The organism is Bacillus cereus group sp. MYBK79-1 (genome assembly GCF_051915365.1).
Taxonomy (GTDB): Bacteria; Bacillota; Bacilli; order Bacillales; family Bacillaceae_G; genus Bacillus_A.
In genome coordinates this window covers 16,827-32,161 of record NZ_JBQAEO010000001.1, presented here as the reverse complement: position 1 = coordinate 32,161, position 15,335 = coordinate 16,827, and the positions used below count along the sequence as shown (strand labels likewise).

Here is a 15,335-nt window from a genome sequence, read left to right as displayed (position 1 = left end):
TTATTTTCCTATAGAAAACCCTTCGAACATTCTTCCTCCATACTGTTCTAGCATTTTTTCTACAAAAGTAATTAATTTTCTTTTCTCTCCCGTTGTATAAAAATGATCAAACGCCGCTACAAATTGATCTGCATATTGTTCATCATATGTTCTAAGTACCCTTATAAACCACTTTGAATTTCCAAGCCACCTACCATTTACTCTTAATACATATTCATGTAATAAATCAGCTAATAAATTCGCAATAAACAATTCTTCTTCTCTTTTTGATGCACCAATAAAATCATCCAAAGTATCTGTAATAAAATACCGTTTCTGTTTCATCATTTCTTCGGTCCATTTAGCTGGTCCTGTATTTAGTAAATCATTTGCTTCTCTTTTTAATTCCTCAACAATTTCATTTTCACCTTTTAATACAATAGCCTCTGAAACTAATTGTGGCAACGAAGGTCTTCCGCGATCACAATCCATTTTAAAAAAGGTTTTATACGTTTCAAAATTATGTACAAACACCTCAACGGGCCATCCATTACTATAAAAAGATTCCCTATAACAAGATGACAAATTACGATCTATAATTACAATGTCCAAATCAGATGTTTTTGTCGCTTCTCCTCGTGCAATACTTCCTCCAAGTAAAGCTACATCACAATTCGGAAATTGTGATGTAATTATACTTTTTGCTACTTCCTTTGCTTTCATAACCGTTCTCCTTTTCTTATTTCACTTTCTTTTTTTCAGCTCTTTCTCTCGCTTTTTTTATATACGGCTCTGCATCTGGTGTTTTGCATGATGTTGCCCCATGATCAACCTGCACTTTTCCAATTTCATGTGCAATTTCAATCGCTTTTCTCTCCAAGTCTTCATTACGAATTCCTATCGCAATTAAAGCACTATTCATCGCTTCTTTTTTTCTATTTTTTTCATTATGTATATTTGTTTTAACCTCTTCTAAATACGGAGAGAAGAAATCATCATGTAACGTTTTATTTTTAATCGCTATATTTGCTAATAAAGACCAGCCTGCTCTTCCAATCCATTCATCATCAGACTTTGTCCATTCTTCCATTCTTTCTATCGCGATTGGCGACGTACAAATAGCCGTCATCAAAACGTCCATTAAACAATAATAATCAACTTCCTGTACCCATTTATTTAACTGTTCTGTCGTAACTTCCTTCGGATCTACAATCATCGTTGCTAAAGTCATTGCATCCATATTTTTTGTTTCCCATAATAAAGTCGCTAAATCATGATCTTTTTTAATCTTCTTTTTTAACAATTTTAAATTGGCAAAACTAACTCCGAATAGTGGCTCTTTCGCTCCGTGGTTTTTATACGTTTTACGATTTTGTTCTGTTCCATATTCCTCTAATTGCTGCATTACTTCTTCAAGTAACATATGCCCACCTCTTTATCTTTTCTGTTGACTTCATATATGTATGTACGATATATTCTACATTACTTTTTGGTTTTCCTATATTTATTTTTTAAATACGGTATGTGAAATTATATAGTTACTACAAATAACTAGAACAAATATGAAAACCTGTACATTGTACATATACAGGTTTTCATTTCATCAAATTCCCATAGTGTAAGAAATAAAATTTGAAAGTACTTTTATTTGTTTGATCCTCTTTTTATTTTTTGTAAGCTCTTTACATCTGACCACTCTTCTATAGAACCTGCGTCTGGAAAAACTGTAACTACATTAAAATCCGCACCTTTTCCTTTTCCAATTTGTTTAGCAGCTAATAAATTCGCCGCTGCAGACGTTCCTATTTTCATACCAGTTTCATTATAAAAACGTGCCATTTCATACAAGGTTTCTTCATATGAATATGTCCATTGTTTTTCTATCAAATTGTCTTCCTGTTCTATGAAATGTTGTTTCCTTCCTAGGCCGAACCCACCTGATCCAGCATATTTCTTTAAATGATTTGGTGGTTGTCCGGAACCATAAGGCAATTCAGCAGGCATTACTAAATGTAGCTCAACTTTTTTTGTATAATTCTTTACTGCTTTATAGACCCCCATTAGAGTTCCACCAGTACCAGCAGATGCTACCCATGCGTGTATTGGTTTTCCATTCATTTGTGTAATAATTTCTCGTCCTGTTCCTTCTATATGACTTAATAGATTTGCATTATTATAATGTTGGAATAAAAAGTATAACTCTGGTTTTTGTTTGCTAATCTCAATTGTCTTTTCAATTACTGCGTAAAAACCCATACATTTATCAACTAAAATCACGTTAGCTCCATAATGTTTAAGTTCATTTAGTAGTGATTTACCAGTTCCAGAACTTAAAACTAACGTGCATTGAACTCCTAAACAATAACAAATATAGCCAATTGATCTCGCTAAGCTTCCACCGCTATACTCTAAAATAGGTTGTTTTTTGTCCGCTTCTTGTAAATATTTATTAATCATTCCAAGTGCGGCTCTATCCTTAATCGATTCTGTAGGGTTATGCCATTCACATTTAGCATAAACAGAAAGATCCTTCGTTTCTTCGCATTCTAATTTAATGAGAGGTGTATTCCCAACATTTTTAGCGAACTCATTAAAATGCTTTAATGTCATACTTCTATTCCTCCTACATAAATCATATTTATTTTTAGCTAAAATACTTTCTACATCTTCATAACTCTCTTAGCTAAATCTTTTTATATAAAAATCCCTACAAATGCTGTAGGGATTTATGACTAAATCATTTTGTTACACTACATTACATACGAAAAGAGCTTCCTTATTCAAATGCGTTCATAAGCACAATTCTCCAGTCATCTGGATCCTCTATTGTGGTCCCTTTCTCTATCCAATACGGATTTTCTGGTTCCACCTCATGATAGCCCATATTACTTAATCGATTCACTATTTTTTCAATTTCTTCTTTATTAGGCATATAAAATACTAGTAAATTATCTTTTGTCGGTGCCGGACATGGACTTCCATTAACGTGCGTTGTAAACTCCAAATGATACTCGGCATCCGGTAATCCAAACATAACCCCATCATATCCTTCATGATTATGAAATTCTCCTATACGCTTTAACCCTAACCCCATCTCATAAAAATTAATAACTTCTTCAAATTTATCCGTTGGTCTTGCAATTCTAAATTGAACCCAATTCTTCATGCAAATTTCCTCCTTTTCATTTTCCAAAGCTTTATAGTAATTATTATAGGTTACATATATTTCCTTTCATATCCCTCATTGGAGTGAGAACTACCTAAGTTGAAAGACCTATTAGTTTATAAATAGTAGGACTTTAGTATTAAATGCATATAAAAGTGGTTATATGAATATTGAGATGAAATAAATAGTTCTTCCTTATATTTTATTACGTATGAAAAAGTTCTCCTTGCAGAGCCTTTATATACCGATCAGCAGATCTTTGTACAGCCTTATTCGCATCTTCCACCACACCATGAAATGCATTATATAGTCGACTAAACTGGACATCTTTTACTTTCTCTGCCATATCTCTAACTTTATTCGCTGGTAATGGGATGAGATTTGGATAACTATACATAAAACTTACCCATTTTTGATCGGAAACTACTTGTATAATATCACCTGATAATAAAATTCCTTTCCCTTCGTTACCTTCTTTCCAATGCATAACAGTCCCGCCCTTAAAATGTCCTCCTAAGCGATGCAATGTAAGTTCTTCCGATAATATCAAATGTTCCCCAGACCAAAATTTAATTTGTTTACTCGGGCGAACCACCCACTCTTTATCATCTTCATGAATATAGATAGGTACATTGAATGTTTCCGCCCATTTTACTTGTGTAGAGTAATAATGTGGATGAGAAAGTGCTATTGCTTGAATACCACCTAAATCATATATACTCTTGATCGTTTTATCATCTAAATAGCTAATGCAATCCCACATAACATGTAGAGTTTTACTTTGTATTAAAAATGCTGTTTGTCCAATTGCAAATTTAGGTTTTGTAGTAATGCTATACAAACCACTTTCTTCTTTTATTATTTCATTTTTGTATAAATTGCTATTTTGCATAGTTTCTAATGTTGTCCATGACTGCCCAATTGGATTCACATATTGCCTTTCCTCATTGCAAATATTACAACGGGAAGGTGCTTCTTCATTTTCGGGATACTGTACTCCACATGTAGTGCAAATATAATTAACCATATTCCCACTCCCTTTTTAAATTTAATTGTTCTTATACCAATATTTTAATAGAAAACAAAAATATTCGAATCAATAATTGGAATGAAAATGAAGTAATACGAAAGTATGATTAGCCCCCTTCCTTTTAACACTTTAGTCTAATTTCTTTAATTTTTTATTTGCTGCTTCCGAGAAAATAGAGTTTTTAATATATTAAAACTTTCTAATATACTTAACTCTTTAATCGTTAAAAGAAAGAGCAAATCTTCATAAAATACATGAAGCAATTGAAAGATTTTGTTACAACTTTATCACTATAATACTTACTAATACACATCAGGGGGATAGTAGATTTAAATTAAGGAGAGAGTATAATAAAAATTGTAATTATACTGTACGAAGTATGTAATACAGAAAGCAGTAGCAACATAAAGTTTGTTGATAAAACTATCGGGTGAATTTAATTTGATGATTGAAGAGTTTGTAAAGATAAATGAATATTGATTTCAAGCTTCATTTTAGGGGAAATAAACATCACAAACTACACGAATTAAAAAGTAGCCTTAAGACAAAATTTATATCCATGAAATATTTAAATGCATATACAATTTTATACAACCACTTTTTTATAAAGTAAGAAAAGTGGTTGTATATTTTAGAAAATATTCTTCGTTACAAAATCACGTTACATATTTCATTAAACTACAACTACTCATTTTCTTTTTTCTTCTTTTGTTCTTCAGAAGGCTCTTCCGTTGGATCTGGCTCTTGTTCATCCTTCTTGTTTAATTCATTATTTTTTTCCATAGAAGGATCTTGTTTTTCATTCTTTTCCTCCTGCCTTTGCTCAGAAGGTTCCTCCGTTGGATCTGGCTCCTGTTCATCCTTTGGAGCTGGATTACACCCAAATAACATTCCTACTGTAAATATGCTCATCATAAATATAGAAAGCATTTTTTTATAATTCAATTAAAGCACCTCCTAAAATTAATTTCCGTTGTAGTGTTCCAATTTAAGATTAAAACTATCCACCTTTTGTTCCATTTCTTTAAAAGTGTCATTCCTTTTAAATCTTGCATAATTTTGGACAAACTTTTTTGCAGTAGTTAAAAAGTTTTTTTGCAATTACCTCCCTATAATTGCTAATATAGTAGAGTAGAACTTTTATAGAGAGAAGGAAAATTATGCACAATGGAATTCGAATGACAACTTTAGTAAAAAGGGCTATGGTGATTTGCGCGGGGGTATTATTTACATACGAAGCCGCTTTAGGATCAGCACATATTGCTCTAGCAAGCACAGAGGATGAAGCAAAATCTGTTCAACTTGTAAGTGAAATTCAATCATCTCTTGCACCGAAAGAAGCTCCAAAACAATATAATGGGCAAGTTAGAAAAGTAGCTTACTTAACATTTGATGATGGTCCTGGAAAATACACAGCTGAGCTTTTAGATATGTTAAAGAAAGAAAATGCAAAAGCAACATTTTTCCTAATTGGTTCAAACGTAAAAGCTTTCCCTGATCTTGTAAAACGTGAAGATGCTGAAGGCCACTATGTTGGGATGCATAGTATGACTCATAACTACAAGAAACTTTATACAGAAGGTCGTTATGTAGATGAAATGAAGGAAGATCAAGGCTTAATCGCTGGTGTTCTAGGTAAATCACCAGTATTAACTCGTCCATCTTACGGCTCAATGCCAGGATTAAATGAAGCTCTTCGTAACAAAGTTGTTGAAAATGGGTTGAAAGTTTGGGATTGGACAATTGATTCTTTAGACTGGACATACAGCAAAATGCCTGTTGATGCTGCATCAGCTAAAATTGTGCAAAACGTTGTAAATGGAGCTAACAAGCCAACAGAAGTAATTCTAATGCACGATATTCATCCACAATCCGTTAAAGCAGTACCAGGAATTATTAAAGGGCTGAAAGAAAAAGGATATGAATTAGAAAGTTATAGTGAGAACGAACACTTCCCATTAAACTTCTGGCACGATAACCGTATGTAATAAGAAAGACTCTATTTCCTCTAGTAGGTTATTGAGTCTTTTTTTATCGTATTGTGCAGTACTTCTCGTAAATTCTATCCCCCCTCCTTCCTTTATATCAATAGAAACAAAAGTGATAACTGGGACAATAGAAGAGAAAATCGTATTAAAAAGATGAATCGGAAATTAAGAAAGAGAAACGAAAAGCAAAAAATATCGCAAGAGCGATTGATTCCAATTTAAAATACATATACATATTAAAATATATCAGGAAATTTAGGATTGAATATACAAATTCAATTCTATTTTTTATATTATCAACACTTTAGCACATATTACTCTTAAGGGGTGATGTGTATATGGATTTTCTTTCAGCCGAATATTTGTCTGCCTTACTTGCCATCATTGTAATTGATTTAGTGTTAGCCGGTGATAATGCCATTGTAATTGGGTTAGCAGCAAGGCGATTACCGAAAGATCAACAAAAGAAAGTTATTATATGGGGAACTATCGGGGCAATCGCAATTAGAGCCCTCGCTACTTTAGTTGTCGTTTGGTTGTTAAAAATACCAGGGCTACTTCTAATTGGTGGTGTACTCCTTATATGGATCGCTTACAAATTAATTGCTGAAGGCAAAGATCATGATATTAAGGCAGAAGAAGGATTTTGGTCTGCTATTAAAACCATTATTATAGCTGATGCGTTAATGGGAATTGATAATGTTCTCGCTGTTGCCGGAGCTGCGCATGGCAATTTTTCTTTAGTCATCATCGGGCTATTAGTGTCCATTCCAGTAGTAGTATGGGGTAGTACATTAATTTTAAAATGGGTTGACCGTTTCCCTGTCATCATTACAATTGGAGCAGCTGTTTTAGCTTATACTGCTGCGAAAATGATTGTAGATGAGAAATGGTTCGCTGCATTTTTCGAAAGTAACCCTTTCATAAAATGGGCATTTATCATTATTATCATTGCTGGTGTAGTATTCTTCGGAAAGGCAAAACAAAAAACAAAAAACGGTTCTACCTAATAATGTTTTTAAATTTACGAACAAAAGGCGCTACTCAAATGAGTAGCGCCTTTTGTTATTTAGTTTCCTCTTCCGGAGCTGTTTTTACCTTCGTTTTGTTTTTATCACGATTGTTATAATTATACTTCGAACGATCTACTGGAGTGAAGCCTTCTGGTGTGTAGAATCGTAATAAGTCACCATTTACGACTTGGTCAGAATATTTTAACGAACTTTGAACCATTTGTTCATTTTGTTTTATTTCATCTGTAAATTCAACTGGTTTTCCAGTCGTTGTATCATAGTATTTGCCATTTAGTGCAGTAACTGTTGGACTTACGTAGTTACCGTTACGGAATGGAACGACTTGTTTATGCTCTGGTGATAGTAAATCAGATCCGAACTGGACATAATTTTTCGTATCTGTACCTAGTAAGTGTAATAACGTTGGAAGAACATCAATTTGTCCGCCGTATTGATGTTGTACGCCGCCCTTCATTCCTGGAACACGAATGATTAATGGTACACGTTGCAGCTGTGCATTTTCAAATGAGTTCATTTCTTTACCCATTACTTGAGACATTGCTGCGCTATGGTTATCTGAAATACCGTAATGGTCACCGTACATAACGATAATTGAGTTATCGTATAAACCAGATTGTTTCAAGTAATCCATAAATCCTTTTACAGACTCATCTAAATAACGTGCTGTTTGGAAATACGTATCTACTGATGAGTCACCTGTTTTAGCTGGTTCAATCGTTGCTTCCGCTTTATCAATCGGATACGGGAAATGGTTCGATAACGTAATGAACTTCGTATAGAACGGTTGTTTCAATGTTTGTAATAACGGAATGGATTCATTAAAGAAAGGTTTATCTTTTAATCCATAGTTTACTACATCTTTTTCATTCATATCATAATAAGACGCATCAAAGAATTTATTGAAACCAAATGATTTATAAATATCGTCACGGTTCCAGAATGTTTTATAGTTACCATGGAATACAGCTGATGAGTATCCTTGTTGTCCTAAAATAGCTGGTGCTGATTGATACGTATTATGAGATTTTGTTGTAAAAACAGATCCTTGTGGTAAACCAAACATTGAATTCTCTAACATAAACTCCGCATCAGATGTTTTCCCTTGTCCTGTTTGATGGAAGAAGTTATCAAAGTAAAGCGTATTCGCATCTTTTGTGAATGAGTTTAAGAACGGTGTTACTTCTTGACTATTTAATTTATAATCGATTAAGAAGTTTTGGAATGACTCTAGATGAATATAGATTACGTTCATTCCTTTTCCTTTACCGAAATACTCAGGATTTGGACTTGCATAAGTTGACGTTAAATAGTTTCTGACTTCTGTCATGTTATCTCCATCAGCTAATGCTCTTTCCGTTGATGCTTTCGCACTTTGAATACCATCATAAATTGTATAGTTATATGCCCCTAAATATTTCACAATATAATTACGATCGAACGTTCTTGTTAATAATTCAGGACGGTCAGATTCTGCAAGTCCTAAGTTAACACTGAATAATAAAATACCTGCTACAAATACTAGCGATACTTTATGTTTCGCAACACGAATTGGTTTTGGATTTGCAAATTTCGTTGCTACTAACACAATTAAAATGATTGTATCTAAGAAATATAGCGGATCATAAGGATGTAGCAACGCAAGAATACTACCACCTAAATCTCCAAAGTTATTCGTTTGTGTTAACGTTGGGAACGTAATAAAGTCACTGAAAAAGCGATAATATACTACGTTTGCGTATAAAAGAATCGACAATAACAAATTAATGATAATTAACCAAATATAAGATCGTTTCCCTTTTGCAAGTAATGCAAGTCCTAAAAATAGAACTGCTGAACTAAGCGGGTTAAAAAACAGCAAGAATTTTTGGATTGTGTTTGAAATTCCTAAATTAAATTCCGTTATATAAGCTGCGTATGTTTTAAACCAAAATAAAATTACGGCAAACAAAAAGAACCCAAAATGATTGCTTAACACACTTTTGCTCTTTAATAAGAACTGTTTCATCTCTCCACCTCTTTTAGTCATCCAAGGCTTATTTTGATATAAGTCTATCTCTCTATTCAATTTTTCATCTTCAAATAGATTTTATCTGTTTAACTATATGAAGAATATTAGTAATTATAATTTGAAGCTTTTATTTATTCAACTATTTCTTTTCAAATTTTTTGACCTTGGTTTCTATTTAACAAAATAATTTTGTAACATTTCTTGTTTTCTCCCGAGGTCCATCCACTAATTATGACACCACATACTATAAACCTTTATTCACTGCTTCGCAAATAAATATGTCTCCAATTCTGGAACATTCATGTAATATAATGAAATTCACAATAGATAGCATTAGTTTTTTTCGGTGTATATTACTTTCATGTATTTCAACTTTATTCATGCTGTAGCCATTTCTCAATATGCAATATCAAAATATCATTTTCATCTCTAAAGCTATCCTTGTATAATTATTCATAACATATAAAATCATTGATTATAAAAAAACCTCGCTCTCATTACGAGAGCGAGGTTTTTCATCATTTATTATTGACCTTTGTACATTGCATCTACTTGTTTTTGAAGTTCTTCATTTTCTAAGAACTCATCGTAAGTAGCCTCTTTATCGATTACACCGTTTGGCGTTACTTCGATAATGCGGTTTGCAATTGTTTGTACGAACTGATGGTCATGAGATGTGAATAACATTGTACCTTTAAATGCGATTAAACCGTTGTTTAATGCAGTGATAGACTCAAGGTCTAAGTGGTTCGTTGGATCATCAAGTGTGATTACGTTCGCACCACTTAACATCATTTTAGATAGCATACAACGAACTTTTTCGCCTCCCGATAATACAGAAACGTTCTTCTTAACTTCTTCACCTGAGAATAACATACGGCCTAAGAAACCACGTAAGAAGCTTTCTGACTCATCTTGTGGAGAGAATTGACGTAACCAATCAACTAAGTTAGAGTCACTGTTCTCAAAGTATTTAGAGTTATCTCTTGGGAAGTAAGATTGAGAAGTTGTAACGCCCCATTTGAATGAACCGCTATCTGGCTCCATTTCACCCATAAGAATTTTAAATAATGTAGTCATCGCAATATCGTTACGACCGATAAATGCAACTTTATCACCTTTATTTAAAGTGAAGTACACATTATCTAACACTTTTTCACCATCAATTGTTTTTGAAAGACCTTCAACAGTTAATAAGTCATTTCCTACTTCACGTTCAGGTGTGAAGCCAACGAATGGGTAACGACGTGATGATGGTCTAATATCATCTAATGTAATTTTATCTAATAATTTTTTACGAGAAGTTGCTTGTTTCGCTTTAGATGCGTTTGAGCTAAAGCGTGCAATGAAGTTTTGTAACTCTTTTACTTTCTCTTCTTTTTTCTTATTAGCATCTTGCGTTAATTTTAAAGCTAATTGGCTTGACTCATACCAGAAGTCATAGTTACCAACATAAAGTTGAATTTTACCGAAATCAAGATCAGCCATGTGCGTACAAACTTTATTTAAGAAGTGACGGTCATGGGATACAACGATTACTGTATTTTCAAAGTTCATTAAGAAGTTTTCTAACCATTGAATCGCTTTTAAGTCCAAGTGGTTGGTAGGCTCATCTAGTAACAGAATGTCTGGTTTACCGAATAAAGCTTGAGCAAGTAATACTTTTACTTTCTCTGCCCCAGTTAATTCTGATAATTTCTTATCATGAACATCTTCACCAATACCTAAACCTTTAAGAAGGATTGCAGCTTCTGATTCTGCTTCCCAACCGTTAAGTTCAGCGAATTCACCTTCAAGTTCAGCAGCACGCATACCATCTTCATCACTAAAGTCTTCTTTCATGTAAATGGCATTTTTCTCTTGCATTACTTTGTAAAGTTGCGTGTGACCCATAATTACTGTTTCTAATACTGCGAACTCTTCATATTCGAAGTGGTTCTGTTTTAATACTGCTAGACGCTCACCTGGCGTAATATGTATGTCACCTGTTGATGGTTCAATTTCTCCAGATAAAATCTTTAGAAATGTCGATTTACCAGCACCGTTTGCTCCGATTAAACCGTAGCAGTTACCTGGCGTGAATTTTATGTTAACATCTTCAAACAATTTGCGATCCGCGAAACGCAAACTAACGTTACTTACTGTAATCATTTGTGTCCTCCTACTAATACCGCTTATTTCAGCGTTTTCTCACCGATTGTCTTAAAAAATCGCATATTACGACTCAATTATTGTAGACTATAGCTATTATATAGTAGAAGATGGATGAATAGCAACGGTTGATTGCTATTCGTCCCTTTTCTATCTTGAATAAAATGTATGTTTTTAACGAATCAATATTATATAGAAGCAAAATTCATAATGTAAGGCGTCATTATTTTGAAGAAAATATTTATTATTGGAGCATTATGTTTATCTCTTACTTCCTTAACTGCATGTAGTAATAACAATGCAAAAACACCTACTGAATCAAAACAAGAGAAAAAAGAAACGAAAGTAACTGTCGATTCAATTATCTCTGAATTTAAAAATGCTGGTCTTCAAGCAGAAAATCCTACCAATCTTCCTCAAAAAGAATTCGGCAATCTTCGAAAAGAAAAAAAAACGTATTATCGTACCTGCTCTTGGTGAAGACAAAGGTGATCGTTTATTCGAAATTACAAAGAAAGAATACCTAGAAAAAGTTAAAAAATATTACGATGAATTAGGAAATTCTGCTCCTATGTTATTCTCTCATACTCACGAAAAAGGCAATTTTCTTTTATAAATGAATGGCGATATGAAAGATGAAGAATTTGCAAAATATAAAGATGTGATGGACAAGTTTATTAAATAAGAAGAATCCCCTTTTAAAAGGGGATTCTTCTTATTTTCTTTTACTTAATTTCTTCGTATAATACTTCATTTTACTCGTTAACCCTATTAAAGCAGGTAATAATATTGGCATTACAATGATTGCTAATAGTAACAGTGCAACACCAACAACGGATGCTACTTGTATAAGCGTCAATACACCTGAAGGGATTAATGCAGCAAATGTACCACCTAAAATAAGCGCGGCTGATAATACAACTCCGCCTATGTGACGAGAGGCATTAACAATTTTCGTTGCTGGGTCTCCCTTTAGCTCATTGTATCGCATCATTACGAAAATGCTATAATCCACACCTAAAGCGACAATCATAATAAAACTAAAGAATGGTACATTCCAGCTTAATGACTCTACATTTAATACGTGTGTACTAATTTGTTCACTTATGCCAAGTGATGCAAAATAGGCTAATATTAAAGATCCAATAATGAAGATTGTATTTAAAAATGACCGTGTAATAACGAGTAATACAATCGCAATTCCAATTAACATTATCGTAGCTGTACGTAAGAAGTCTTGACCTGTTACTTCTTTTAAATCAACGTTTCTAGCTGTTGTACCTCCGATTGCTTTTTTCACCGAATGTAATTCTGTACCATTTAACGTACCGTCTATCGTTTTATTAATTTCTTCAATAATTGGCATCGCTTCTTTTGAATACGGATTTACGTCTAAAATGATTGTCATTTTAGCAGTCTTTCTATCATGTGACATGTACGTATTCAATGCTTTTTGGAAATCTTCTCCCTCTAAAACTTCTTTTGGAATATAAAATTTCTCAGAACTTTTTGATTCATTCAGTTCTCCTAAATATTTCTGAGCATCCCCTAGTCCGTTACTTACCTTTTCGAGCCCTTCTGTACTTTTAGATAATCCTGATTGTAATTGCCCCATCTGTTCTTGCAAGTCTTTCAGCCCTGATAATAGCTGCCCTTGCCCATCGTTTATTTTCGTTAATCCCGTTTGTAACTCAGATGACCTGTTCGCAATTTGTTTTGAACCTGAAGCACCTTCATCTAATCCAGATTTAAGATCAGCCGCTCCTTTTTGCAATTTAGTAACTCCATTGTTCATTTCTTTTAAACCGTTATCCACTTTCAATAACGATTGATTTGCTTCTTTAAATGAGCCCATCGCTGCTTTATGCTGCGTTGCTAATTGATTTAATTCATTTGAAAGCACACCTAATTGCTTTTGAGCCTCTTTAGCAATTCCTATCGTCTGTAGTATGTTCGGATCATTTGCTAATTCTGGTTTCGTTTGAATGAAATTGGTCATTAACATTTCAATTTGTTCGTAACCTTTTTTCGCCCCATCAATCGCTTGAGAAATACTTCTAAAGTATTGATCGTAAGAACTTAATCCTTTTTCTAACTGCGCATAGCCAGCATGAAGTTGTGAAGTTGCATTAGATAATACACTAATATTTTCATTTACTGAAGTTAACCCACTCTCAATTTGCTGCGCACCTTGTGCTCCGTCATTTATACCATTTGAAAGTTGATTTAAAGCTGTTCCTAATGCTGTTACACCATTTTCCGCTTCCGTTGTTCCATCAATTAACTTTTGAACGTTTGCAAGACTATTTGAGTCTTTACTACCCATTTTATCTTTCGCAGTAGTTAACCCATCATTAATTTCCTTAATACCACCATTAGCATCTCCTAAACCTGTATTTAGTTCTCCAGCTTGTTTATTTATATATAGTTCTTTTATCCTTTCACCAGTTGGACGCGTCGGTGAATATACTTCTGAAACACCTTTCACTTTCAAAATCTTATCTGTTAGTTCATCTAAAGTTTGCAGCGAACTCGACTCGTCTAATTTGTTATCCGATTGAATAACTAACGTACTTGGCGAAGAAAAACCAGGTGGGAAATGATCTTCTATTACGTTAATCCCCATTTTGGATTCATATTTATTATCTACTTCAAATAAATCATTGTAATTCAGTGTGTTAGAGTATTTCATTACGAAAGGAATCGATATCACAAATACAATGATTAAAGCGACAAATGGTCTTGCTACTGAGTTTTTCGCAAGAAATCCCCATAAGCGACTATCCTCATGACCTTTAAATGTTTTAACTGGATAAAACATCCCTTTTCCTAAAAGCACCATAAAAAATGGATTTAATGTAGTTAATACAAGTAACAATACTGCGACACCAATTGCTACGGCTGAAGTAGATTGATACAGTTTAAAACTTGCTAAAGCGAGAGATGCAAAACCGATTAGTACTGCTATTCCGCTATATAAAACGGTTTTTCCTGCTGATTTAAACGTTTCTTTCGTAGCCAAAAATGCATTTTCTTGTTTACTTAATTCTTCTTTAAATCTTGTATATAATAAAATGTTATAGTCTGTTCCAACTCCAAACAGGACAACAACTACAAACACTTGTGTAAAGTTGGAAAACGGAAAATTAAATCGATCAACTAAATGGGCGATAATCCCCATTGAAACTAAATAGGATACACCAACTGTAAGAAGAGAAACGATTGGAACAATTGGTGAACGAAATACAATGATTAATACAACTAAAATGAAAATGATAGAAATAACTTCTGTCTTTTTCACTCCCTCTTGAGAGGATGTAAGGAAATCACCCGCTATTAAATCACTTCCTGTTAAGTACGTTTTAACACCCTTCGTTTGCACTTTTTTATGAAGATCATTTGCAACTTTTGATATTTCACCATTTTTTTTATCTACTGAGATTTGCGTTAAAATAGTCGTATTGTCTTTAGATATCAACTGTTTTTCCAAATCTTTATTATCTAAATGTGAAACAACTTCCTTAATTCCTAATTGCTCTTTTTCATTTTGTAAAGCCTTGATTGTTTTTATTATTTCATCTTTTTGTTCAGATGTTAAAGCTGCTTTACTTCCACTATTAAAAACAGCTATAACTTCATATTTTTCTGTCCCGCCTTTATCCATCTCTTTTATCATTTTGTCAGCAATACTACTTTGCTCTGTATTAGGAATCGTAATATGCCCTTTTTCTTTCACTAATTTATCCATATTAGGCATCGTTACGATCATTGTAATAGTAATAACTATCCATAATAGAAAAGATAAACTTCTCCAATTTTTTAGCTTACTCATTTTAATCATCTCCTGTTTTGAAAATTAAAGGGGAATGAATATTCATTCCTATCCCTTTAAAAATACTTTTTAGGAATGAACGTTCATTCCTATCATTCTATTACATTATTTTTTAAACTTTATTAAACTACCTTTTCCGGAATGAAT

The 15,335-nt window shown here is 33.2% G+C and carries 11 protein-coding genes and 2 pseudogenes; 4 read left to right on the top strand and 9 right to left on the bottom strand.

Annotated features, from left to right (window positions below; all coding sequences use genetic code 11):
- From ACTFOB_RS00140 to ACTFOB_RS00115, 6 genes are all read right to left on the bottom strand, one after another.
- Nucleotides 1-702, bottom strand: a complete 702-nt coding sequence (locus ACTFOB_RS00140) for a nucleotidyltransferase domain-containing protein (protein ID WP_440023788.1) — start codon at nucleotides 700-702, stop codon at nucleotides 1-3.
- 16 nt (nucleotides 703-718) lie between these two features.
- A complete protein-coding gene (locus ACTFOB_RS00135) occupies nucleotides 719-1,402 on the bottom strand; it encodes a DNA alkylation repair protein (RefSeq protein ID WP_440023787.1) in 684 nt (227 codons plus the stop codon).
- A gap of 221 nt (nucleotides 1,403-1,623) precedes the next feature.
- Nucleotides 1,624-2,589: a PLP-dependent cysteine synthase family protein gene (locus ACTFOB_RS00130; RefSeq protein WP_151635143.1), complete on the bottom strand. Its 966-nt coding sequence runs from the start codon at nucleotides 2,587-2,589 to the stop codon at nucleotides 1,624-1,626.
- A 166-nt stretch (nucleotides 2,590-2,755) separates the two neighbouring features.
- A complete protein-coding gene (locus tag ACTFOB_RS00125; RefSeq protein ID WP_440023785.1) occupies nucleotides 2,756-3,145 on the bottom strand; it encodes a VOC family protein in 390 nt (129 codons plus the stop codon).
- A 205-nt stretch (nucleotides 3,146-3,350) separates the two neighbouring features.
- Entirely contained in the window at nucleotides 3,351-4,172 is an 822-nt protein-coding gene (locus tag ACTFOB_RS00120) for a hypothetical protein (protein ID WP_440023784.1), read from the bottom strand.
- Between the two features lie 687 nt (nucleotides 4,173-4,859).
- Nucleotides 4,860-5,120: a hypothetical protein gene (locus ACTFOB_RS00115; RefSeq protein ID WP_120340984.1), complete on the bottom strand. Its 261-nt coding sequence runs from the start codon at nucleotides 5,118-5,120 to the stop codon at nucleotides 4,860-4,862.
- 215 nt (nucleotides 5,121-5,335) lie between these two features.
- Between ACTFOB_RS00115 and ACTFOB_RS00110 the strand changes: the two genes are divergently transcribed.
- The 3 genes and pseudogenes from ACTFOB_RS00110 (at nucleotide 5,336) to ACTFOB_RS00100 (ending at nucleotide 7,173) form a co-directional block, all read left to right on the top strand.
- The gene (locus ACTFOB_RS00110; protein ID WP_440023782.1) at nucleotides 5,336-6,163 is read left to right on the top strand and encodes a peptidoglycan-N-acetylglucosamine deacetylase; all 828 of its coding nucleotides are present in this window, start codon (nucleotides 5,336-5,338) and stop codon (nucleotides 6,161-6,163) included.
- A 105-nt stretch (nucleotides 6,164-6,268) separates the two neighbouring features.
- Nucleotides 6,269-6,385, top strand: a pseudogene (locus tag ACTFOB_RS00105) (DUF3841 domain-containing protein); the annotation flags it as partial.
- Between the two features lie 116 nt (nucleotides 6,386-6,501).
- Complete coding sequence (locus ACTFOB_RS00100) at nucleotides 6,502-7,173, top strand: TerC family protein (protein ID WP_440023779.1); 672 nt, start codon at nucleotides 6,502-6,504, stop codon at nucleotides 7,171-7,173.
- 55 nt (nucleotides 7,174-7,228) lie between these two features.
- On the opposite strand, the gene ACTFOB_RS00095 is transcribed toward ACTFOB_RS00100, so the two are convergent.
- Complete coding sequence (locus ACTFOB_RS00095; RefSeq protein ID WP_440023777.1) at nucleotides 7,229-9,202, bottom strand: LTA synthase family protein; 1,974 nt, start codon at nucleotides 9,200-9,202, stop codon at nucleotides 7,229-7,231.
- Nucleotides 9,203-9,730: 528 nt separating this feature from the next.
- Nucleotides 9,731-11,356 carry an ABC-F family ATP-binding cassette domain-containing protein gene (locus tag ACTFOB_RS00090; RefSeq protein ID WP_440023775.1) on the bottom strand — a complete coding sequence of 542 codons (1,626 nt, stop codon included), beginning with the start codon at nucleotides 11,354-11,356 and terminating at the stop codon, nucleotides 9,731-9,733.
- Between the two features lie 237 nt (nucleotides 11,357-11,593).
- On the opposite strand from ACTFOB_RS00090, the pseudogene ACTFOB_RS00085 reads away from it, so the two are divergent.
- Nucleotides 11,594-12,041 (top strand): annotated as a pseudogene (locus ACTFOB_RS00085) (stress protein).
- A gap of 30 nt (nucleotides 12,042-12,071) precedes the next feature.
- Here ACTFOB_RS00085 and ACTFOB_RS00080 read toward each other — a convergent pair.
- Entirely contained in the window at nucleotides 12,072-15,188 is a 3,117-nt protein-coding gene (locus tag ACTFOB_RS00080; RefSeq protein WP_440023774.1) for an MMPL family transporter, read from the bottom strand.
- Nucleotides 15,189-15,335: the final 147 nt, after the last annotated feature.

Coding starts and splice junctions, on each gene's coding strand:
- ACTFOB_RS00100 (WP_440023779.1), top strand. CDS start 6,502: ATGGATTTTCTTTCAGCCGAATATTTGTCTGCCTTACTTGCCATCATT.
- ACTFOB_RS00135 (WP_440023787.1), bottom strand. CDS start 1,402: ATGTTACTTGAAGAAGTAATGCAGCAATTAGAGGAATATGGAACAGAA.
- ACTFOB_RS00130 (WP_151635143.1), bottom strand. CDS start 2,589: ATGACATTAAAGCATTTTAATGAGTTCGCTAAAAATGTTGGGAATACA.
- ACTFOB_RS00080 (WP_440023774.1), bottom strand. CDS start 15,188: ATGAGTAAGCTAAAAAATTGGAGAAGTTTATCTTTTCTATTATGGATA.
- ACTFOB_RS00140 (WP_440023788.1), bottom strand. CDS start 702: ATGAAAGCAAAGGAAGTAGCAAAAAGTATAATTACATCACAATTTCCG.
- ACTFOB_RS00120 (WP_440023784.1), bottom strand. CDS start 4,172: ATGGTTAATTATATTTGCACTACATGTGGAGTACAGTATCCCGAAAAT.
- ACTFOB_RS00095 (WP_440023777.1), bottom strand. CDS start 9,202: ATGAAACAGTTCTTATTAAAGAGCAAAAGTGTGTTAAGCAATCATTTT.
- ACTFOB_RS00090 (WP_440023775.1), bottom strand. CDS start 11,356: ATGATTACAGTAAGTAACGTTAGTTTGCGTTTCGCGGATCGCAAATTG.
- ACTFOB_RS00110 (WP_440023782.1), top strand. CDS start 5,336: ATGCACAATGGAATTCGAATGACAACTTTAGTAAAAAGGGCTATGGTG.
- ACTFOB_RS00125 (WP_440023785.1), bottom strand. CDS start 3,145: ATGAAGAATTGGGTTCAATTTAGAATTGCAAGACCAACGGATAAATTT.